We start from the raw sequence: 19,815 nt of genomic DNA, 5'->3' as shown, positions 1-19,815 counted from the left end.
CACTTATGAATCGGGCAGTTAGATCATTTCTTCAACCATCACCTTAAGTTCGTGGAACACTGCATCCTGAAAGTCGTCCTCGATACGCCGCTGGACCAGCGTTTCGATTACTTGTGGACGGCGACCGGCGACGAAGCCATGCCGCAGATCGGCCAACTGGCGCTGGTGCCCTTTGGCAGGCGCGAAGCGGTCGGCCTGATCGTGGGCATCGAGCAAAGCAGTGATGTCCCGGCCGACAAGCTGCGGCAGGCGATCGCGGTACGCGCGCAATTGACGCCGTTGCTGCCGCGCTGGATGGCGCTGTGCGAATTCGCCGCAGACTATTACCAGCGTCCGCTCGGCGAAGTGGCGCTGCCGGCCTTGCCGAAAAACCTGCGGGTGGAGAAGACCGTGTCACTGGATCGCGCGCTGAAGAAGCTGGCGAAACAGGCGGCCGGTCACGATGCATCACCCGTTGCACCGCCGGCGCTGAATGCGGAGCAGCAGGCCGCGGTCGACGCGATTGCCGATGCGCAGGGATTCCTGCCGGTGCTGCTCTACGGTGTGACCGGCAGCGGCAAGACCGAGGTTTATTTGCACGCCGCCGCGCGCCTGCTTGCCGATGACGAAGCGGCGCAGATCCTGATCCTGGTGCCGGAAATCAATCTGACACCGCAACTCGAAGCGAACGTGCGGGCGCGTTTCCCCGGCGTGACGGTTGCCACATTGCACAGCGGCCTGGCAGAAGGCGAGCGCTTGCTGCACTGGCTGGCGGCGCATACAGGCCGCGCACGCATCGTGCTGGGAACGCGGCTGGCGATCCTGGCGTCGATGCCGCAACTGAAGCTGATCATCGTCGACGAAGAGCACGATCCCTCATACAAGCAGCAGGAAGGTTTGCGCTATTCGGCGCGCGATCTGGCGGTCTGGCGTGCGCATCAGATGGATATTCCGGTCGTGCTGGGTTCGGCCACGCCATCGCTGGAGACCTGGTACCACACGCAGTCGGACCGTTATCGCAAACTGGAATTGCGCGAACGTGCGGTGCAGGATGCGGTGCTGCCGAAGATCGGACTGATCGATCTGGAGCGCCGCGCGCCGCGCGAACAGGTCACGGACGGTCTAAGTGAAACGTTGTTGACGGCGCTGAAGCGGCGACTGGATTGCGGCGAACAGTCGCTGCTGTTCCTGAACCGGCGCGGCTATGCGCCTGTCATCGCCTGCGATTCCTGCGGCTGGATCAGCAATTGCGCGCGCTGCAGTGCCTTCCTCGTGCTGCACAAGCGCGATCGTCTGCTGCGCTGCCATCATTGCGGCTGGGAGCAGCGCATTCCGCGCTCGTGCCCCGATTGCGGCAACGTCGACCTGCAACCGTTGGGACGCGGCACGCAGCGCATCGAGGAAACGCTGCGGGAGTTATTCCCGGCAGCACGCGTGCTGCGCATCGATGCCGATTCGACGCGGCTGAAGGGCAGCGCACAGCAAGCCTTCGATGCCGTCCATCGCGGCGACGTCGACATCCTGATTGGCACGCAGATGGTGGCGAAGGGGCACGACTTCCGCAATCTGACATTGGTCGGTGTCTTGAACCCGGATACGGCGCTGTTCTCGCACGACTATCGTGCCGGCGAAAGGCTGTTCGCGCAGCTGATGCAGGTTGCCGGCCGCGCCGGCCGTGCCGCGCAGAAGGAAGGCGGCAATGCCAGCGAAGTGCTGATCCAGACGCGTTACCCGCAGCATCCGCTGTACGATGCGTTGCGGCGCCACGATTACGACAGCTTTGCCGGCTTGCTGCTGGAGGAGCGGCAGCAGGCGAGTTTTCCGCCCTTCATCTATCAGGCATTGCTGCGGGCAGAGGCGAAGGAATTGCAGACGGCGCTGGATTTCCTGCGTCAGGCGGCCGATTGCGTCGAGCATGACGGCATCACGTTCAACGATCCGGTGCCGATGACGATGACGCGTGTCGCCAACATGGATCGCGCACAGTTGCTGATCGAGTGTACGTCGCGGCCTGCGCTGCAGGCATTCCTGAAAACCTGGATTGCCGCGCTGCGCGAAATCAGGACGCGCGTACGCTGGTCGCTGGAAGTAGACCCCGTCGACATCTGATGTCATCACAAATCGGGCACCGACATAAATAAAGCAAAACAAAGCGCAAGGGGAGCGATGCAAAAAGGAGCAGACATGCACATTGCCATGAGGATGGTGACCGTCGTCATCGGACTTGCCGCCGCCGCAGCCGTGTCGGCGCAGACGCCGGCCGGCGCGCAACAATCGCAAGCCATGCAGGATTGCGACAAGAACCAGCAGACGATGAATCTCTGCGCGCAGCAGCGTTACGACAAGGCCGATGCGGCATTGAATCGCACCTATAACCGCAACCTGAAAGCGCAGCCGGACGAGGCGGCGCAGCAGCGCCTGCGCGAGGCGCAACGTGCATGGATCTCCTATCGTGATAAGGATTGCGCGGTGGAGGCGGGGCCGCGCGAGACATCCGGATCGATCTGGCCGTTGCAATACTACGGTTGCCTGGAGCGCCATACGATGCGGCGCACGATGGAACTGCAGCAGCAGGCCTGCGGCATCGAAGGCTGCCGATGACGATCGACTGGCAATGGGCGCGTTTCGACGCGCTCGACGGCGCGACCGTGCATGCGATGTTTGCTGTGCGCCAGCAAGTGTTCGTGCTGGAACAGCGTTGCCTGTATCCGGATATCGACGGCCGCGATCCGCAGGCGCGTCATCTACTCGGCTGGCGGACGCAGGAAGGCGCGCGCGAACTGGTCGCCTATCTGCGCTGCTTCATGCCGGTAACGACAGGCTCGCAAACATTGCATGAGGAAGCAGTGATCGGTCGCGTACTGACGACGGCGAATGTGCGCGGACAGGGCGTCGGCCGGCAATTGATGGCGGAAGGGCTGCGTCGCATCGCGGGCGAATTTCCGGATGCGCGCATCCGCCTATCGGCGCAGGCACATCTGCAGGCGTTCTATGCTGGATTCGGGTTTGCCGGCATATCCGAGGTGTATCTGGAAGACGGCATTCCGCACATCGACATGCTGCGCTAGCACTCTTGCACAGCGAAGTATTGGCAAAAACATATGATTCGATATGGCATCATTCGTATGCGAATGATTTGACATGAACTCATCAATTGCCTAAAATAAGCCCTCGTTATTCGAACAGGGAATATCAAACAAACAGGAAAACGTGAGGTTGTCGTGACGCACGCGACAGAATGTATGGATGTCGCTAAACTCGCGGTCATGAATGACATCGCCAAACTTGTTGCCGTTAATGATTCGATCCGCATCCTGCAGAGCGTTCGCCGCATTGCACAATGCGTCGAGCACCATTCGAAACGCCTGGCTGTCACGCATAACATCACGTCGCCGCAACTTGTGGCACTTCTGGCAATTGCCCAACTGGGCCCCAGCACGCTGAAGTCCATCGGGCGCGCGATCCAGCTCAGTCCCAGCACCGTGGTCGGCATTGTCGACCGGCTGGAAGAAAAAGGGCTGGTTTATCGCGAGCGCGATACCAAGGACCGCCGCAATGTTTTCGTTGCGGTCACCGCAGCCGGCCAGACGGTTCTGGCCAATGCTCCATCAGCCTTGCCGAACGGATTCGGCAGCGCACTGGGCGCATTGTCCGAAGCCGAACGGCAGACGCTGATGGTGACGCTGGAACAGTTCGCAACCCTGCTGGAAGCAAAGATTCCTGTGCCTGTGCAGGAAACGGAACCTGGCGAAGCCGCGGTTCCTGCTCCGCACCTCTGATTTCCCCTAGCTGACGAGTGTAACTGCGGCCCCTGAGGCCGCGGGGATCGCTTTTCTCGAAAAAAGGAGAAAGCATGACCGCACGAGTACTATCGCCGGCGCCGACACATGCCGTACTGCGCAAACCGACGCGCAACGACGGCGCCGCATTGCATGACCTGATCGCACGCTGTCCACCGCTCGATCTGAACTCCCGCTACGCTTATCTGCTGCTGTGCGAACACAACGCGGATACCTGTGTCGTCGCGGAACTGGACGGCAAGCTGGTTGGCGCCGTCACTGCCTATTTCGTTCCGGCGCATCCCGACATGCTGTTTGTCTGGCAGGTCGCCGTTTCGCCTGTCATGCAGGGCCAGCGTCTGGCATCGCGCATGCTCGATCGGCTGGTCGAGCGTTGCGCTACAGAACGCCCGCTGCGCGTCGTGCAGGCCACCATCAGCCCCAGCAACATTGCCTCGCGCAAGCTGTTCACCAGCCTGGCCGCACGCCATGGACTGGAAATCACCGGCAGCCTGCTGTTCTCCGCCACCGATTTCGGCGATGGTGAACACGAAGAGGAATGGCTGTACCAAATCGGTCCGTGGCCGCGTCGCTGACACGCCACGACCTTTCATTCACCCACACAAGGAGAAACCATGCGTATATTCAACCGACTGGAATCCGAGGTGCGCGGTTACATACGATCGTTCCCCACCGTATTTTCGAAGGCGCAGAATGCCGTACTCACCGATGAGAGCGGCACCGAGTACATCGACTTTCTGGCAGGTGCCGGCACGCTGAACTACGGTCACAACAATCCGCAACTGAAAAAAGCCGCTATCGAGTATCTGACCGAAGACGGCATCGTGCACGGCCTCGACATGGCCACCAGCGCGAAGAAGCAGTTCCTGCAGACCTTCGAGGATTGCATCCTCAAGCCGCGCAATCTGCAGTACAAATTCCAGTTCACCGGCCCGACCGGCACCAATGCCGTCGAAGCGGCGGTCAAGCTGGCGCGTAATGCGACCGGCCGCCGCGGCGTGATCTCGTTCACCAACGGTTTCCACGGCGTCACGCTGGGCGCGCTGGCACTGACCGGCAACAGCAAGTTCCGCGATGCCGCAGGTACCGCGCTGAACGACGTGCACCGTGCGCCGTACTCCGGTTACTACGGCATGGACGTCGACACCATCGCGATGCTGGACAAGCTGATCGCCGATCCGAGCAGCGGCGTCGATCTGCCGGCTGCCGTGATCGTCGAATGTGTGCAGGGCGAAGGCGGCCTGAACGTCGCCGGCCTGAACTGGTTGAAGCGCCTGGAGCAACTGTGCCAGCGCCACGGCATCCTGATGATCGTCGACGATATCCAGGCCGGCTGCGGCCGTACCGGCACCTTCTTCAGCTTCGAGCCGGCCGGTATCCGTCCGGATATCGTCACGCTGTCGAAATCGCTGTCGGGCTTCGGCCTGCCGATGGCGTTGCTGCTGATGAAACCGGAACTGGACGTCTGGAAACCGGGCCAGCACAACGGCACCTTCCGCGGCAACAACCTCGCCTTCGTTACCGCGACGGCGGCGCTGGAACACTACTGGCGCGACAACCGCTTCCAGACCGCGATCCAGAAGAAGGCGCAACTGATCCAGACCTTCCTCGACAAGCTGGTCAGCGGCTATCCGCAAGCCAAGCTGACGCGCCGCGGCCGCGGCATGATGCAGGGCGTGGCGTGTGCCGATCCGGCGCTGGCCGACCGCATTACATCGATCGCATTTCAGAATGGTTTGATCATCGAAACTTCCGGCGGCCGCGACGAGGTCGTCAAGCTGCTGGTGCCGCTGACGATCGAGCAGGAAACGCTGCTGAAAGGCCTGGACATTCTTGAACAGGCGGTATCCGAAGCCGTCAGCGAAGCCCGCAGCCGCGCCGTGGCAGGAAAGGCGGTGGAAGCATGATCGTTCGTCGAATGCAGGACATTCTGAATACGCCGCGCGACGTGCAGGCGAAAACCTGGTGCAGCCGCCGCCTGCTGCTGGCGGAAGACGGCATGGGTTTCTCGATGCACCACACCGTCATCTACGCCGGCACCGAAACGCACATCTGGTACCAGAACCATCTGGAAGGCGTGTATTGCGTGCAGGGCACCGGCTCGGTCGAACTGATCGACACCGGCGAAGTCTTCAAGATCGAACCGGGCACGTTGTACGCGCTGAACAAGCACGACAACCACATGCTGCGCGCCGATCCCGAAGGCGATCTGCATCTGATCTGCTCGTTCAATCCGCCACTGGTCGGCACCGAAGTGCATGACGAAAACGGTGTCTACGCCACGGCCGAGCAAATGAAACAGAAAGCCGCCTGAATCATGAACAGACAAGGAGAAAGGAGATGATCATGTTGTCGCAAGATGCCTACCCGACCCGCACGCAACAGAGCGCCGCCATTCTCGCGCGGCACGATCCGGTGGTTTACGATCGCCTGCCGCGCACGCCGCATCATCATGTGTTCCTCGACGATGCGCAGCGCGAAGCGTATCAGCGCGACGGCTTCCTGCTGATGCCGGACCTGTTCGACAAGGAAGAAATCACCTTCCTGTTCGACACGATGCAGAACATGCGCGAGGAATTCACGCATGCCGGCCGGCCGGAAGTGATTGCCGAGCCGGGCAGCGGCGAAGTGCGTTCGATTTTCAACGTGCATCGCCTGAACGAGATTTTCGCCAACCTCGTGCGCGATCCGCGCGTGCTGAACGTGGCACGCGAGATCCTGGGCAGCGAGGTCTACATTCACCAGTCGCGCATCAACTACAAGCCGGGCTTCAACGGCAAGGAGTTCTACTGGCATTCGGATTTCGAAACCTGGCACAGCGAAGACGGCATGCCGGCGATGCGCGCATTGAGCTGCTCGATCCTGCTGACTGACAACAGTGAAGCCAACGGTCCGCTGATGGTCATACCCGGTTCGCACCAGCACTATGTGTCCTGCATGGGCGAAACGCCGGACGAGAACTACAAGAAGTCGCTGAAGAAACAGGAGATCGGTGTGCCCGATGAAATTCTGCTGCGCTATCTGGCCGACATGGGCGGCATCAAGTCCTGTACCGGCAAAGCCGGCTCGGTGATCTTCTTCGACTGCAACACGATGCATGGTTCCAACGGCAACATCACGCCGTATCCGCGCAGCAATGTGTTCTTCGTCTACAACAGCATCGACAACCAGCTGGAAACGCCGCGCAATGGTCTGACGCCACGGCCGGAATTCGTCGCCGCGCGCGAGGACATCGCGCCGCTGTCGCATGCGCCGCTGGTAACAGCCTGAAGTTGTTGTCGCAACCGGCGCCTGGGGCGCCGGTTTTTCTTTGCCGGAAGGGAAAGTGATGGAAGAGACCACTCTGCGCTCGTTCGCGTTGTTCTTCGCGCTGTTCAATCCCTTCCTGATGAGCATCTACCTGCTCGACCTGATCCGGGGTTTGCCGACGCGCGTATTCACGACGGTGCTGATCCGCGGCAGCCTCATCAGCGCGACGGTCTTCACGCTGTTCGCCTGGGGCGGCGAAGCCTTCTTCCGCGATTACCTGCAGGTGCGCTTCGCATCGTTCCAGATCTTCGGCGGCATCGTCTTTTTGCTGATCGGCTTGCGCTACGTGTTTTCCGGCGCCTACGCGATCGAAAGCATGCGCGACAATCCTGCCGCCATGGCAGGCAGCGTCGCCATGCCGATCATGATCGGGCCGGGTACCGTCAGCGCCTCGGTGGTGATCGGCACGCGCCTGCCGCTGCCGAGCGCGGCAATGGTGATCGTCGGCACGCTGGCCTTGACCGTCACCATCCTCATCGTGATGAAGGTGCTGCACGACAAGCTGAAAAAACGGCACGCGGCGATGACCGATCGCTACATCGATCTGGTCGGCCGCATGTCCGCCTTGCTGATCGGCACCATCGCCATCGACATGATCCTGACCGGGCTGGCCAGCAGCGGCGTTATCCCGGGTCAGGTGCAATAAATTCGGGTGTGGACAGCGGATCGAAATCGATCCATTCGCCGTTTTCGATATGGCCTTCGGCGCGTTCGAGATCGAAGGCGCCGGCCGTGCGCAGCGTGGCTATCGCCTGCCTTTCTTCCTCATCCGACGTCGCCGTGACGGCAACCAGCATGCCCGAATGCCGCACTGGCGGCACTTCATCCGCTTCCTCCGTGCGCGAGAGCGAACCGACCAGCGAGCCGACGTGGCCACCGACCAGTGCGCCGGTAATGGCGCCAAGCGGGCCGGTCACCGGCGCCGTGGCCGTGCCTACCGCGCCGCCGATGGCGCCGCCTACGCCGATGCCGGCGGCGCTGCCCGCATCGCTATGTTCGGCACCCGGCGATTCGTCGCGGTCGCCGCCGACCGGATAGAGATCGTGCTGGCCGGGCGGATTGACGTAGAACGAGGCGATCTGGTCGTTCGGCGCACCGGCGCGCGCCAGTGCGGCGATGGCGTCCCGGACGGCGTCCTGTTGCCCGAAACGTCCTGCGATGATGGTCGTCATGGTCGCTCCTTCGGAGGCGTCTGCCCCAGTCTGTACGTTGGAGTGACAACGGCGGCGCGGCGCGAGTTCATGGATGGCAGGGACACTGTCAGACGCCGCCGCACACCGATGAAACAATCTGTTGCGGCCTCGCCATAAGTGTTGCCGACCGGATGCTTTTTTCAGAAGGCTGTGGAATACTCGTGCGCGGAAGCAAGCTCGCTTTCGCATAAAAAAGAAGTAAATACAAACGACAAACTGTTAAGACACTGGAGGAGTATTTCATGACGAACGTACAACGTGCACTGGTTCTCGCGGCTTTCTCGGCATTGCTGGCTGGTTGCGCAAGCAATGGTTCCACCGCGAAAAAAGAAGAAGCCAAGCCGGCCGCATCCGCTGCTGCCGCTGACGCAGCATTGACCAAGAACGTGCAAGGCGCACTGGCCAAGGAAGATCAGCTGAAAGGCGCCAAAATCACTGTTGCCGCCACCACGGACGGTGCTGTGACGCTGGGCGGCGAGACGAAGAACGACTGGCAGAAATACCTGGCAGGCGAAACCGCCAAGAAGACTGCCGGTGTCAAATCGGTCAAAAACTCGATCAAGGTTCCTCAGTAATGACGGAATGATCGCGGGATACCGCTGATAAAAAACGCCGGGCATGCCCGGCGTTTTTTATTGTTCATGTGTGTTTCATACGGTGTTCGCCGTATCGCGTTCATGTCTATTGCCTTGCCATTACATCGGCAATCCCAGCCGTCCTTCGCCGGCCAGCTGGCGAATCACCTTGATGGTATCGATATCCGCTTCCTGGTAGGCGGAACGGCGGAATTCGTTGTAGAACGCATCCATGTCGTCGTCGTTCTTGCCGTCGTCGTACTGAAAGCGCACGAACAGTGCGCCCGGCTGCGGCTCCTCGATCGTGACGACCAGGCTGGATTGCGGGATGTCGCCCTGTTCCGGCACGTCGTAGCGCACCGTCTGTTGCGGCGTGAACGTCACCCGGTCGCGGATGCGCAAGGCGTCGTAACGCAGTTCGCGGCGTAGCATCGCCTCTTCGCGTTCCAGCAGCGTGCATTCGTCCAGCCACGGCACGAACAGCTTCGGTGCTTCGGCGCGCATCACCAGCCCGCGCCATAATTGTTCGCGGCTCAACGGGTCGAGCAGTGGATTGAGCGGATCGTTGATTTCAACCAGATGTTCGAATTGCATGCGCGTCGGTGAATGGCAAATGATGGGTCTATTGTACTGTGCGCATCAAGGCGCGGAAGGTGCGGCAGCTCACGTTGGCGGTTTTCGTTTGTGGTTTAATGGTCAATATCCCATTTTCGCAACGATCTCTCCATGAAACGAACCTTTACCGTCGTCGGCCTCGGTGTGTTCGGCTCGACCGTGGCGCGCGAATTGTCCCGCCTGGGTAATGATGTGCTCGGTATCGACATGGATGCGCAGCGCGTCAATGCGATCGCCGACGACATCACGCAGGCAGTGGTGGCCGATGCGCGCAACGAGGATGCATTGCGCGATCTCGGCGTGCATGACTGCGATGCCGTCGTCGTCGCCATTGGCGAAGACCTGGAAGCCAACATCCTGGTGACGCTGACGATCAAGAACATGCCCAAGCCCGAAGTCTGGGCCAAGGCGCTCAATCACAATCATCACCGCATCCTGCACAAGCTCGGCGCCGACCATATCGTGCACCCGGAACACGAGATGGGCATGCGGCTGGCGCACGCGATGATGTATCCGGAAGTCGTCGATTACATCAGTCTCGGACACGACGTGTTCACGGTCGAGGTGAAGGTGTCGGAAAAGATCGTCGACCAGACGACACAGGCGTTGAAGCTGGAGGAAAACAACGTGCGGCTGCTGATGGTCAAGCATCAGCGCGAAGTCCTTGCGCCACCGCCGTCCGATTACGTTTTCCGCCTCGGCGATCAATTGGTGCTGGCGGGCCTCTTGCCCGATCTGCGGAAAATCTCGGCCTATTTATGATGCCCGTTTTATGGGGCGTACTTTATGAGGTGCGGTTCATGAGGCGCAGCTTATGAGACGCGGCTTCCAGCCGCCGATGCTGGTGCGCCAGGTCGAGCGGCAAGTGATGCAGCTGACGCCGCCGCAGGCGCTGATCCTGTCTTTCATCGGTCTGTCGCTGGTCGGCGCGCTGCTGCTGAAGTTGCCGATGTCGACGCGCATGCCGATCGACTGGATGCAGGCGTTGTTTACGGCGGTATCGGCTTCCACCATCACCGGCTTGACGGTGGTCGACGTCGGCAGCCATTTCACGCTGTTCGGCCAGTGGGTGCTGCTGGCGCTGATCCAGCTGGGCGGTATCGGCCTGCTGACTTTTGGCATGCTGATCATCCATCTAGCCAGCGGCCGGCTGACCTTGCGCAATCGCGCCGCCTTGCAGGATTCGTTCAACCAGAGCGGCCGTATCGACATGCAGCGTCTACTGCGCGTGCTGTTCCGTTTCATCATCGTCACCGAATTGCTGGGGACGCTATTGCTGGCGATCCAGTGGGTGCCGCAGATGGGATGGTCGCGCGGCCTGTTTCATAGCCTGTTCCATGCCGTGTCGGCCTTCAATAACGCGGGTTTCTCGCTGGAGCCACACAGCCTGGCATCGTATGTCGGCAATCCGCTGATCAATCTCGTGATTTCCGGCCTGTTCATTTCCGGCGGCCTCGGGTTTGCCGTGATTGCCGATTTGCGCGCGCGACGTCGCTTTCACGAAATGGCCTTGCATACGAAGCTGATGCTGATCGGCACGCTGGCGATCAACGTGATCGCGATGCTGATGCTGCTGGCGCTGGAATACGGCAATCCCGATACGCTGGGTGCGCTGCACAGCTGGGGCGATCGCTTGTGGGCGGCCTGGTTCCAGGCGGTGGCGCCGCGCTCGGCTGGCTTCACGACAATCGATACGGCGCAACTAACATCGGCTTCCGCCTTCTTCATCATGATGCTGATGTTCATCGGCGCCGGCAGCGGCTCCACCGGCGGCGGCATCAAGCTGACGACCTTCATCGTGCTGCTGGTGGCGACACGTGCCTTCCTGTTGCAACAGCAACGCCCGGTGTTGTACGGCCGCAGTATCGATCCGGCGCTGACGCTGCGTGCGCTGGCCGTCACCGTGATCGCGCTGCTGTGCGTGATCGCTGGCACCTTCCTGCTGATGCTGAGCGAGAACGCGCCGTTTCTGGATCTGGCGTTTGAAGCTGTCTCGGCAGCATCGACCACCGGGCTGTCGCGCGGCATCACGCCGATGCTGTCGCCGATCGGGCAAAGCGTGATCATGCTGCTGATGCTGGTCGGCCGCGTCGGCCCGCTGACGCTGGCGTTCACGCTGGCCAATCAGCGCCGGCCCGAAATCGAATATCCGGCCGGCCGCGTCAATATCGGCTGACTGTCGGCATGGCTGGCGCGGTCGACATGCGCGGCGGTGGCGATGCGTTGACGAATCGTCATCATCGCCCGGCGACATGCGGCAGCGCTGATACAATGGCCTGCTTTCGTCCCGCTTTGTCTCGATGTCCTCTTCCCCGAATCACACACTGCACGGCTTGAACGCGCCGCAGCGCGAAGCCATCCACTACATGGATGGCCCGTGCCTGGTGCTGGCCGGTGCAGGCTCGGGCAAGACGCGCGTGATCACGACCAAGATCGCGCAGCTGATCGAACAGTACGGTTACGACGCGCGCAACATCGCCGCGCTGACCTTCACCAACAAGGCTGCGCTGGAAATGCAGGAGCGCATCGCCAAGCTGCTGCAGCAGCCGAAGCAGGCCAAGCAGCTGACAGTCAGCACCTTCCATTCGCTGGGCGTGAAAATCCTGCGGCAGGAGGCGAAGGAGCTGGGGCTGAAGGATCGCTTCTCGATCATGGACAGCGACGACTGCTTTTCCATCGTGCAGGATCTGGCGATCACGACCGACAAGCAACTGATTCGCCGCATTCAGACCGCGATGTCGCTGTGGAAGAACGGCATGGTCGATCCCGATACCGCGCTAAAGCAGGCCAAGGATGAGGACGAAGCGCAGGCCGCACGCATCTATCGCAACTACGTCGCCACGCTGTCGGCCTACCAGGCGGTCGATTTCGACGATCTGATCCGGCTGCCGGTCGAACTGTTTCGCAACAACGAAGCGGTGCGCGACAAATGGCAGCGCCGGTTGCGTTATCTGCTGGTTGACGAATACCAGGACACCAACACCTGCCAGTACGAACTGGTGAAGCTGCTGGTCACCGGCGTCGGCAAGAAACCGATGTTTACCGCGGTGGGCGACGACGATCAGGCCATTTATGCATGGCGTGGCGCGACCATCGAAAACCTTAAGCAGCTGCAGACCGATTTCCCCGACCTGAATATCATCAAGCTGGAGCAGAACTATCGCTCCAGCACGCGCATCCTGCAGGCAGCCAATGCCGTCATCGGGAACAATCCGAAGCTGTTCGAAAAGTCGCTGTGGTCCGAGCACGGCCTCGGCGATCCGATCAAGGTGGTTGCGATGCCGGACGACGAGCAGGAAGCCGAACAGGTCGCCATCATGCTGTCGGCGCACAAGTTCGAGCGGCGCGCCAAGTTTTCCGATTACGCGATCCTCTATCGCGGCAATCATCAGGCGCGCGTGATCGAGCAGGCGCTGCGCCGCGAGCGCATTCCGTACACGATCTCCGGCGGCCAGAGTTTCTTCGACCGCGCCGAAATCAAGGACATCATCGCCTACCTGCGGCTGATCGCGAATCAGGACGATGATCCGGCCTTCATCCGCGCGGTGACCACGCCCAAGCGCGGCGTCGGCCAGGCGACATTGGAAACGCTGGGCGCGTTTGCCGGGCAGTGGCAATGTTCATTGTTCGAAGCCGTCTTCAAGGGCGGGCTGGAAGCGAAGCTGGCCGATCGCCAGCTGACGCCGCTGCGCGAATTCTGCAACTTCATCAACAATCTTGAAGCGCACGCGCATCGCGAAGGCCATGCGGCATCGCTGCTGGACGACATGATGAAGGAAATCAATTACGAAGGTTATTTGTACGACGCCTTCGACGAACGTCAGGCGCAGGGCAAGTGGCAGAACGTGATCGACTTCACGACGTGGCTGAAGGAAAAGGGCAGCGGCGGCAAGGACGGCAGCGACGACCATCGCAGCCTGCTGGACCTGACGCAGATGGTCGCGCTGATGTCGATGCTGGAAGGCAAGGATGAAGAACCGGATGCGGTGCGCATGTCCACGCTGCACGCAGCCAAGGGGCTTGAATATCCGCACGTGTTTCTGGTCGGCGTCGAGGAAGGCATTTTGCCGCACAAGGGCGATCCCGATGCGCCGGTCGATACATTGGCGGCGCGCATCGAGGAAGAGCGCCGCCTGATGTACGTCGGCATCACGCGTGCGCAGCGTTCGCTGCACGTCACTTGGTGCAAGAAGCGCAAGCGTGCGCGCGAACATGTGCATTGCGACGTCTCGCGCTTCATCAAGGAAATGAAGCTGGACGAAGGCGATGCCGTGCCGACCGAAGAAGAAACGATCACGCCGCAAAACCGCCTGGCCAATCTGAAAGCGCTGCTGCAGAAACCGAAGGCGGCATGACGGCGCCGGCAGATCATTCGTTTCCGATATTTGTCTTTCACTGAGTCGCCTTTCACTGAATCGTCATTCACTGAGCGAGCCCCATATGTCCGATGTCCCGACTTCCAATCCGTCCCCTAACCCGACGCGCCAGATCCGCCAGCGCTTGCGCCACACGGCACGCATTTCGCGCCATTCCTTCCGCACGGCGGTGTTTCTTGGCGGCGCGGCTTGCGTGGCGGCGTTTTCGCTGCTGTTCGCCGTCATCGCGGAGAAGATGCTGGAATGGAACAGCCACATCACGCAGGGTTACTGGTGGAGCGCATTGCTGATGCTGCCGCCGGCATTCGCCGTTATCCGCTGGTTGACCATGAAGCTGGCGCCGGAAGCACGCGGCAGCGGTATTCCGCAGGTGATGGCGGCGATGAGCATGCCGCAATGCCCGGAACAGTCGCGGCTGGTGTCGCTGCGGCAGGCGATGTGGAAGATCGTGCTGACGGCCGGCGGTTTGCTGGCAGGCGCTTCGATCGGCCGCGAAGGGCCGTCGGTGCAGGTCGGCGCAGCGGCGATGCTGGCATGGGGGAAATGGTGGCAGAAGCGCCCGCGGCTGGGTATCGGCTTTCGTCCTGAAGCATTGATCGCAGCCGGTGCGGCCGGCGGCCTGGCGGCGGCGTTCAACACGCCGCTGGCCGGCGTCGTGTTCGCGATCGAGGAGCTCGGCAAGGGCAGCGCCGTGCGCTGGGATCGCCTGGTGATGTCGGCCGTGCTGGGTGCGGGTTTCCTGTCGCTGGCGATCGTCGGCAACAATCCGTATTTTCAATTGCAGCAGGCGATCCATGCGATGCAGATTTCGTGGCAGGCGATCGCCGTGTGCGCCATCGTCAATGGCGCGCTGGGCGGTCTGTTCGCCAAGGCGCTGCTGGCCGGACCGGCGGCCTGGCTGCCGGCGCGCCATCGCAGCTGGGCCCAGCGCCATCCGATCTGGGTGGCCGCGATTTGCGGCTTGCTGGTGGCATTGCTCGGCATACTGACCGGCGGTGCGACATACGGCACCGGCTACGAACAGGCATCGGCGTTACTGAACGGCCAAGGCTCCGACCACATGTTGTTCGGCATCGCCAAACTGGGGGCGACGATCCTCTCTTATCTGGCAGGCATTCCGGGCGGTATCTTCACACCTTCGCTGGCGATCGGCGTGGGGGTCGGGGACAATATCGCGCATCTGTTGCCGATGGGTGTGGATGTGCGTTTGATCGCGTTGCTGTCGATGGCGGGCTTTCTTGCCGCAGCGACGCAGGCACCGATTACGGCAACGGTCATCGTGATGGAAATGACGCGCAGCCAGGAAGTGACGTTGATGCTGCTGGCGACGGCCTTGCTGGCCTCGTTCATTTCGCGGCAGTTCTGTCCGCGACCCTTCTACCATTCGGTGGGACGCAATTTCCGCCGCGAAGCGATGCACAGGCATCAGGCGGCGCAACAAGCCGCGCATCAAGCTGCATCGCAGGCAACGCAACAGGCACAATCACCGGAAACGAACAAATGAACGAAGACCGACTCGTCGATATCGAGATCAAGCTGACGCGGCAGGAAGATCTCGTCGACGCATTGAACCGTACCGTCTACGAGCAGCAGAAGAAAATCGACGAGCTGGAAGCCTTGTGCATGGCGCTGGCGCATCGCATGAAAGACCTGACCGATGCCAGCCAGCAGAATCCGCTCAACGAGCGTCCGCCGCATTATTGAACGGCATCCGAAAGAAGAATCGCAGATGAACAAGCAGGAACAGCAGCAGCCGTCGCTGCACGACAAAATCAATCTGGAAACCGCGCAGATGCCGTGGTCGGAACTGCTGCGCTATTTTGCCGGCGGCCACGTGATCTGCGTCGATGACGCGCTCGATCTGGTCGACGTGGCGACGCGTTTCTCTGCAGACGACGTGCGGGCCGTGCAGGACTGGCTGGCCGCAGGCCGCCTGTCGAAAGTGACCGACGAGCAGGCGCGCCTGTGGCTGGAAGCCGATGCCGCGCTATGGACGGTCGTCGCGCGGCCGTGGGTGCTGGTGCAGGAAAAGAAGCGGGCTTGACTGTGACTTAACCCGCGCGGCTTAACTGACTGCCTTGTGGTGCACGGCGGCCAACAGCGTCGCCAGCGTTGCCAGGACGGCATCGAAGTGTGCTTCGGGTTCCGTGTTGTCCCAGATATAGTGGGCCATCACCGATTCGAATTCTCCCTTGCGCTTTTCGGTGACTTCATGCGCCCGCGTGATCGCCTTCAGAAACTGGCGCCGCATGTTGGGCAGCACGGGAATGGTTTCCTTGTCGTCCAGAAAGGCGAAGCCGGCCGGCAAGGTTTTGCCCTTGATGCGGAATTCCAGCTGTTCGAACACGGCAGGTGGCAGGAACTTCACCAGTTCGCATCCTTCCTCGTTGAGCTTCAGCACCATGCTGAAGCCGGGCGGATAGACGACGTCATCCTCGTCGCGCTCCGACAGAAATACCGACAGATGCAATGAATAATCCGCCAGGCGCGGATCTTCGACGCCGTCTTCACCTGTCGGCCAGAACACCATCGTGCCGGGCGTGCTTTCATCGTCCCGGTTGGCGATGAAGCGGCTGTCCAGGTCGCCATCGCCGACGGCATCCAGAATGGGGCGTACCGTTTCGGCCAGATTTTCGAGTATGGATGCCGCGATCGTGATGGCGGCGTCGATGTCTGCATCGGCCAGATCTTCCACGATGTAGCCATCGAGCGGTTTCAACAGGGTGTTGGGAGCGGGCATGAAATTCCTTTTTGCTGGTTGCCGGTCGCAGCAATATAACGCAAAGGTTGCCTATCGAAAAATGCGAATGCCTTCTTTTCATCGCTTTCTGGAGATTTCCCAATGTGAAGCACCGCACATTGCGCGACAGGCGGTCTGAACTTTGCATGTTCCTGCCAGTCATTAGAGAGCAAGCGACGTCGCGCATGCGGTGATCGGCGACATCTGCTCGTGCGATCGCCACGCGGCATTTTCTATGTTGAAGGAGCTGTCATGACCAAACTGCAAACCATGTTTGCCGGCATTGCGCTGGCGCTGTTCTCGCAATTCGCCGCTGCGCAGTCGGCATCGTCGACGCCGGGTGTCACCGTGGTGCCGGCAGAAATGGCGCCGCCGCCGGGCGATCCGGCCTATACCGATCAGTCGCGTGCGAATCGCACCAACGATCCTTATGTGAAGCGACGCGCGGAGATAAGAGAAGCCAAGCAGCAATACAGGACGGAGAAGTCGGCAGCGAAGGAGGATTACAAGGCTTCGCGGAAGGATGCCAACAAGGAACTCAAGAATTCGATGCCTTGAATCAAGGATCGCGGTGGGCATGGCCGTAGTCCGGCCGTAGCCGCCGCGAACGCATCCCGCAACGGATTGCGCCGTGGCAGGAATGCCCGGCCGGTGACGCGCCCTTGCGCCTGTGCGCATGCGGCGCGTTTTGCCGTGCATCGGTAGAATGTCGCTTCTTTACCGTGTGCATGCCGTGGCGACAGCTTCCGTCAGGAAAATCATTCATTGCGATTGCGACTGCTTTTACGCGTCCGTCGAAATGCGCGATGATCCGTCGCTGCGCGACAAGCCGCTGGCTGTCGGCGGACGGCCGGAACAGCGCGGCGTGGTCGCTACCTGCAATTACGAAGCGCGCAAGTACGGCGTGCGTTCCGCCATGTCCACTGCGCAGGCGTTGCGGCGCTGCCCGGATCTGGTGATGCTGCCGCCGGCGATGGAAAAATACCGCATCGCTTCCCGCCAGATCCTTTCCATCTATCGCGATTACACCGAACTGGTGGAGCCGCTGTCGCTCGATGAAGCGTATCTCGATGTGACCGAGGCTTCGTCGCTGCATGGCAGCGCGACGGCGATCGCGCAGGAAATCCGTGCACGCATCTTCGAAACGGTCGGCATCACTGCCTCGGCCGGCATCGCGCCGAACAAGTTCATTGCCAAGATCGCCAGCGACTGGAACAAGCCGAACGGCCAATTCGTCGTCAAGCCGCAGCAGATGGATGCCTTCGTCTCGGTCCTGCCGGTGGCGCGGCTGTTTGGTGTCGGCAAGGTCACGGCGGCGCACATGAATCGGCTGGGCGTGCAGACTTGCGGCGATTTGCGCACGTGGTCGCTGCATGCATTGATGCAGGAATTCGGCAGCTTCGGTGAGCGGCTGCACGATCTGTGCCGCGGCATCGACGAACGGCCGGTCAATCCGTCGCGCGAACGCAAGTCGGTCAGCGTCGAGGAAACCTATGCGATCGATCTGCCGGACCTCGCCGCCTGCCGCCGCGAGATGGCGGAACTGCTGGTCCGGCTCGACGAGCGAATACGGCGCGCGCGCGCCGAGGGCGACATCGGCAAGCTGTTCGTCAAGCTGCGTTTCGACGATTTCACGCGGACTACGGCCGAATGCGTGGCGACGGCGGTGGAGGCGGAGACGGTGGACCAGCTGCTGGAAACCGGTTTCGGCCGCCGCCGTCGCGCGGTGCGCCTGCTCGGCGTCGGCATCCGGCTGGCAGCGCGCAGCGGCGGGGATCAGCTACACCTGTTCGGCGAAACCTGAGCGGTGGTGTCGCATGCCATCCGCAAACATCTTCCCCGCAAGCTGAAAATGATTATAATGAGAATCATTATCATTAAGGCGTTCGCCCAGGCAGGAAAATCGTGTCCGTCGTTCCCCGGCAATCACTCGAAGCCGTATTCGTTTCCCGTCACGCCGATCTGCGCCACGTGGCGCTGAACATCGTGCGCCAGGCCGATCTGGCGGACGAGATCATGCAGGACGCTTACATCAAGGTGGCCGAATGCGCGCCCGAAGGCTGCATCCTGCAGCCTTATTGCTACTGCTGCCGGATCGTTCGTAATCTGGCGATGGACCATTTCCGGCGCCAGTCCACCGAACTCGGACATCGCATCTTCAACGTTGACGTCACGCAGTTGGACGTGCCTAGCCATGCGACACCGGAAAAGGCGCTGAATCACCGGCAGATGCTGGAAGTGGTGTCGCATATTCTCGATACGCTGCCGGCGCGCACGCGGCGTGCCTTCGAATATTGTCGCTTCGAGAACATGTCGCAGCGCGAAATCGGGCGCTGCCTTGGCTGTTCGGCGACGCTGGTGAATTTCATGCTGCGCGACGCGACCAATGCGTTGCGCGGCTGTCGTCAGTTGCTCGACGACTGATGCACGATCGAAAGGAGTCACGAATGCAGTCACCACTTTCCCTGCTATGCCTGCCGTGGGCGGGCGCCAGCGCGATGACCTACATGCGGTGGCGCCGCGTGCTGCCGCAATGGATACGCATCGTGCCGCTGGAATTGCCGGGGCGCGGCAGCCGGCCGGCCGAACCGGCCGTCGAGGATTTCGCGCAATTGGTTGCGGGGCTGCATGACGACTACAACCACATGCTGCGCGGCCGTTACGCGCTGTTCGGACACGGCATGGGCGCCTTGCTGGCTTACGGTCTGGCGCAGCGCGTGCGTGACGCCGGCGGCGTACCGCCGCAGTCGCTGCTGGTCAGCGGCAGCGCCGGTCCAGTGCGCTGCAGTACGATGGCCTGCCGGCAGGGAAATTGCGGCGATGCCGAACTGATCGCCGAACTGCAGCGTCAGGGATGCACGGCGCGCCAAGTCTTCGAACTGCCCGACCTGATGCACAAGGCACTCGGCGTCATGCGCGCCGACCACTGTATCTGCAGCAGCTTCCGCCGTTCCTGCGGCATGCAGCTGTCGATGCCCATCCACGTCTTCGGTGGTCGCCAGGACGACATTCTGCCGGATGGCATGCAGGCATGGCATAGCGAAACCAGCGCGCATTGCACGATGAACTGGTTCGATGGCGGCGTTCGCTTCCTGCGTGAACAGGAAGAGACATTGCTGGCAGTGCTCGCCCACCGGCTGGTGCAGGACAGTTACGTCATTCCGGCAGCCGCCTCGTCGATGCGGATGACGATCCCTTTGATTCCCGTTGCCGGATGATATAAGACCA

The 19,815-nt window shown here is 61.3% G+C and carries 23 protein-coding genes; 20 read left to right on the top strand and 3 right to left on the bottom strand.

The annotated features are described in order from the left end of the window. Positions 1-51 precede the first annotated feature (51 nt). From IEV40_RS11405 to IEV40_RS11365, 9 genes are all read left to right on the top strand, one after another. A complete protein-coding gene (locus tag IEV40_RS11405; RefSeq protein WP_188421756.1) occupies positions 52-2,088 on the top strand; it encodes a primosomal protein N' in 2,037 nt (678 codons plus the stop codon). Positions 2,089-2,163: 75 nt separating this feature from the next. Further along, positions 2,164-2,580: a lysozyme inhibitor LprI family protein gene (locus IEV40_RS11400; RefSeq protein WP_229724083.1), complete on the top strand. Its 417-nt coding sequence runs from the start codon at positions 2,164-2,166 to the stop codon at positions 2,578-2,580. Continuing rightward, positions 2,577-3,047 (top strand): GNAT family N-acetyltransferase, encoded by a 471-nt coding sequence (locus IEV40_RS11395; protein ID WP_188421754.1) that lies wholly within the window; start codon positions 2,577-2,579, stop codon positions 3,045-3,047. Before IEV40_RS11400 ends, IEV40_RS11395 begins: the two co-directional genes overlap by 4 nt. 198 nt (positions 3,048-3,245) lie before the next feature. Then, positions 3,246-3,758: a MarR family winged helix-turn-helix transcriptional regulator gene (locus tag IEV40_RS11390; RefSeq protein ID WP_188421752.1), complete on the top strand. Its 513-nt coding sequence runs from the start codon at positions 3,246-3,248 to the stop codon at positions 3,756-3,758. Between the two features lie 74 nt (positions 3,759-3,832). Further along, a complete protein-coding gene (ectA, locus tag IEV40_RS11385; RefSeq protein ID WP_188421750.1) occupies positions 3,833-4,354 on the top strand; it encodes a diaminobutyrate acetyltransferase in 522 nt (173 codons plus the stop codon). A 39-nt stretch (positions 4,355-4,393) separates the two neighbouring features. Next, positions 4,394-5,686, top strand: a complete 1,293-nt coding sequence (ectB, locus tag IEV40_RS11380) for a diaminobutyrate--2-oxoglutarate transaminase (RefSeq protein ID WP_188421748.1) — start codon at positions 4,394-4,396, stop codon at positions 5,684-5,686. After that, positions 5,683-6,093 carry an ectoine synthase gene (locus IEV40_RS11375; protein WP_188421746.1) on the top strand — a complete coding sequence of 137 codons (411 nt, stop codon included), beginning with the start codon at positions 5,683-5,685 and terminating at the stop codon, positions 6,091-6,093. Before ectB ends, IEV40_RS11375 begins: the two co-directional genes overlap by 4 nt. 26 nt (positions 6,094-6,119) lie before the next feature. Next, positions 6,120-7,049, top strand: a complete 930-nt coding sequence (gene thpD, locus IEV40_RS11370) for an ectoine hydroxylase (protein WP_188421744.1) — start codon at positions 6,120-6,122, stop codon at positions 7,047-7,049. 58 nt (positions 7,050-7,107) lie between these two features. After that, on the top strand, positions 7,108-7,734 hold the full coding sequence (locus IEV40_RS11365) for a MarC family protein (protein ID WP_188421742.1): 627 nt from the start codon (positions 7,108-7,110) through the stop codon (positions 7,732-7,734). Here IEV40_RS11365 and IEV40_RS11360 read toward each other — a convergent pair. After that, on the bottom strand, positions 7,712-8,260 hold the full coding sequence (locus IEV40_RS11360) for a hypothetical protein (RefSeq protein ID WP_188421740.1): 549 nt from the start codon (positions 8,258-8,260) through the stop codon (positions 7,712-7,714). The genes IEV40_RS11365 and IEV40_RS11360 overlap by 23 nt on opposite strands. A 263-nt stretch (positions 8,261-8,523) precedes the next feature. On the opposite strand from IEV40_RS11360, the gene IEV40_RS11355 reads away from it, so the two are divergent. Further along, on the top strand, positions 8,524-8,856 hold the full coding sequence (locus IEV40_RS11355) for a BON domain-containing protein (protein WP_188421738.1): 333 nt from the start codon (positions 8,524-8,526) through the stop codon (positions 8,854-8,856). A 120-nt stretch (positions 8,857-8,976) separates the two neighbouring features. On the opposite strand, the gene IEV40_RS11350 is transcribed toward IEV40_RS11355, so the two are convergent. Next, positions 8,977-9,450 (bottom strand): SRPBCC family protein, encoded by a 474-nt coding sequence (locus IEV40_RS11350; protein ID WP_188421736.1) that lies wholly within the window; start codon positions 9,448-9,450, stop codon positions 8,977-8,979. A 132-nt stretch (positions 9,451-9,582) separates the two neighbouring features. Here IEV40_RS11350 and IEV40_RS11345 point away from each other — a divergent pair, with 132 nt between their 5' ends. The 6 genes from IEV40_RS11345 to IEV40_RS11320 all read left to right on the top strand — a co-directional run bounded on the left by IEV40_RS11345 (position 9,583) and on the right by IEV40_RS11320 (position 15,891). After that, a complete protein-coding gene (locus IEV40_RS11345) occupies positions 9,583-10,233 on the top strand; it encodes a potassium channel family protein (protein WP_188421734.1) in 651 nt (216 codons plus the stop codon). A gap of 52 nt (positions 10,234-10,285) precedes the next feature. Further along, positions 10,286-11,647, top strand: a complete 1,362-nt coding sequence (locus tag IEV40_RS11340; protein ID WP_229724082.1) for a TrkH family potassium uptake protein — start codon at positions 10,286-10,288, stop codon at positions 11,645-11,647. Between the two features lie 124 nt (positions 11,648-11,771). Then, positions 11,772-13,826 (top strand): UvrD-helicase domain-containing protein, encoded by a 2,055-nt coding sequence (locus IEV40_RS11335; protein ID WP_188421732.1) that lies wholly within the window; start codon positions 11,772-11,774, stop codon positions 13,824-13,826. A gap of 85 nt (positions 13,827-13,911) precedes the next feature. Then, positions 13,912-15,351: a chloride channel protein gene (locus tag IEV40_RS11330; protein ID WP_188421730.1), complete on the top strand. Its 1,440-nt coding sequence runs from the start codon at positions 13,912-13,914 to the stop codon at positions 15,349-15,351. Further along, positions 15,348-15,551: a SlyX family protein gene (locus IEV40_RS11325; RefSeq protein ID WP_188421728.1), complete on the top strand. Its 204-nt coding sequence runs from the start codon at positions 15,348-15,350 to the stop codon at positions 15,549-15,551. Before IEV40_RS11330 ends, IEV40_RS11325 begins: the two co-directional genes overlap by 4 nt. Positions 15,552-15,576: 25 nt before the next feature. After that, positions 15,577-15,891 carry a DUF2288 domain-containing protein gene (locus tag IEV40_RS11320; protein ID WP_188421726.1) on the top strand — a complete coding sequence of 105 codons (315 nt, stop codon included), beginning with the start codon at positions 15,577-15,579 and terminating at the stop codon, positions 15,889-15,891. A 21-nt stretch (positions 15,892-15,912) separates the two neighbouring features. On the opposite strand, the gene IEV40_RS11315 is transcribed toward IEV40_RS11320, so the two are convergent. Beyond that, on the bottom strand, positions 15,913-16,587 hold the full coding sequence (locus IEV40_RS11315) for a hypothetical protein (RefSeq protein ID WP_188421723.1): 675 nt from the start codon (positions 16,585-16,587) through the stop codon (positions 15,913-15,915). 252 nt (positions 16,588-16,839) lie between these two features. Between IEV40_RS11315 and IEV40_RS11310 the strand changes: the two genes are divergently transcribed. The 4 genes from IEV40_RS11310 (at position 16,840) to IEV40_RS11295 (ending at position 19,805) form a co-directional block, all read left to right on the top strand. Continuing rightward, entirely contained in the window at positions 16,840-17,145 is a 306-nt protein-coding gene (locus IEV40_RS11310; protein ID WP_188421721.1) for a hypothetical protein, read from the top strand. A 148-nt stretch (positions 17,146-17,293) separates the two neighbouring features. Further along, a complete protein-coding gene (dinB, locus tag IEV40_RS11305; protein ID WP_229724081.1) occupies positions 17,294-18,391 on the top strand; it encodes a DNA polymerase IV in 1,098 nt (365 codons plus the stop codon). Between the two features lie 101 nt (positions 18,392-18,492). After that, a complete protein-coding gene (locus tag IEV40_RS11300) occupies positions 18,493-19,011 on the top strand; it encodes a sigma-70 family RNA polymerase sigma factor (RefSeq protein WP_188421717.1) in 519 nt (172 codons plus the stop codon). 23 nt (positions 19,012-19,034) lie between these two features. After that, on the top strand, positions 19,035-19,805 hold the full coding sequence (locus IEV40_RS11295) for a thioesterase II family protein (RefSeq protein WP_188421715.1): 771 nt from the start codon (positions 19,035-19,037) through the stop codon (positions 19,803-19,805). The last annotated feature ends 10 nt before the right edge of the window (positions 19,806-19,815 follow it).

The sequence above is a fragment of the Oxalicibacterium solurbis genome, assembly GCF_014635845.1.
GTDB classification, from domain to species: domain Bacteria; phylum Pseudomonadota; class Gammaproteobacteria; order Burkholderiales; family Burkholderiaceae_D; genus Oxalicibacterium; species Oxalicibacterium solurbis.
The sequence above is the reverse complement of the archived record's forward strand: the minus strand, read 5'-3'. Positions and strand labels throughout refer to the sequence as shown.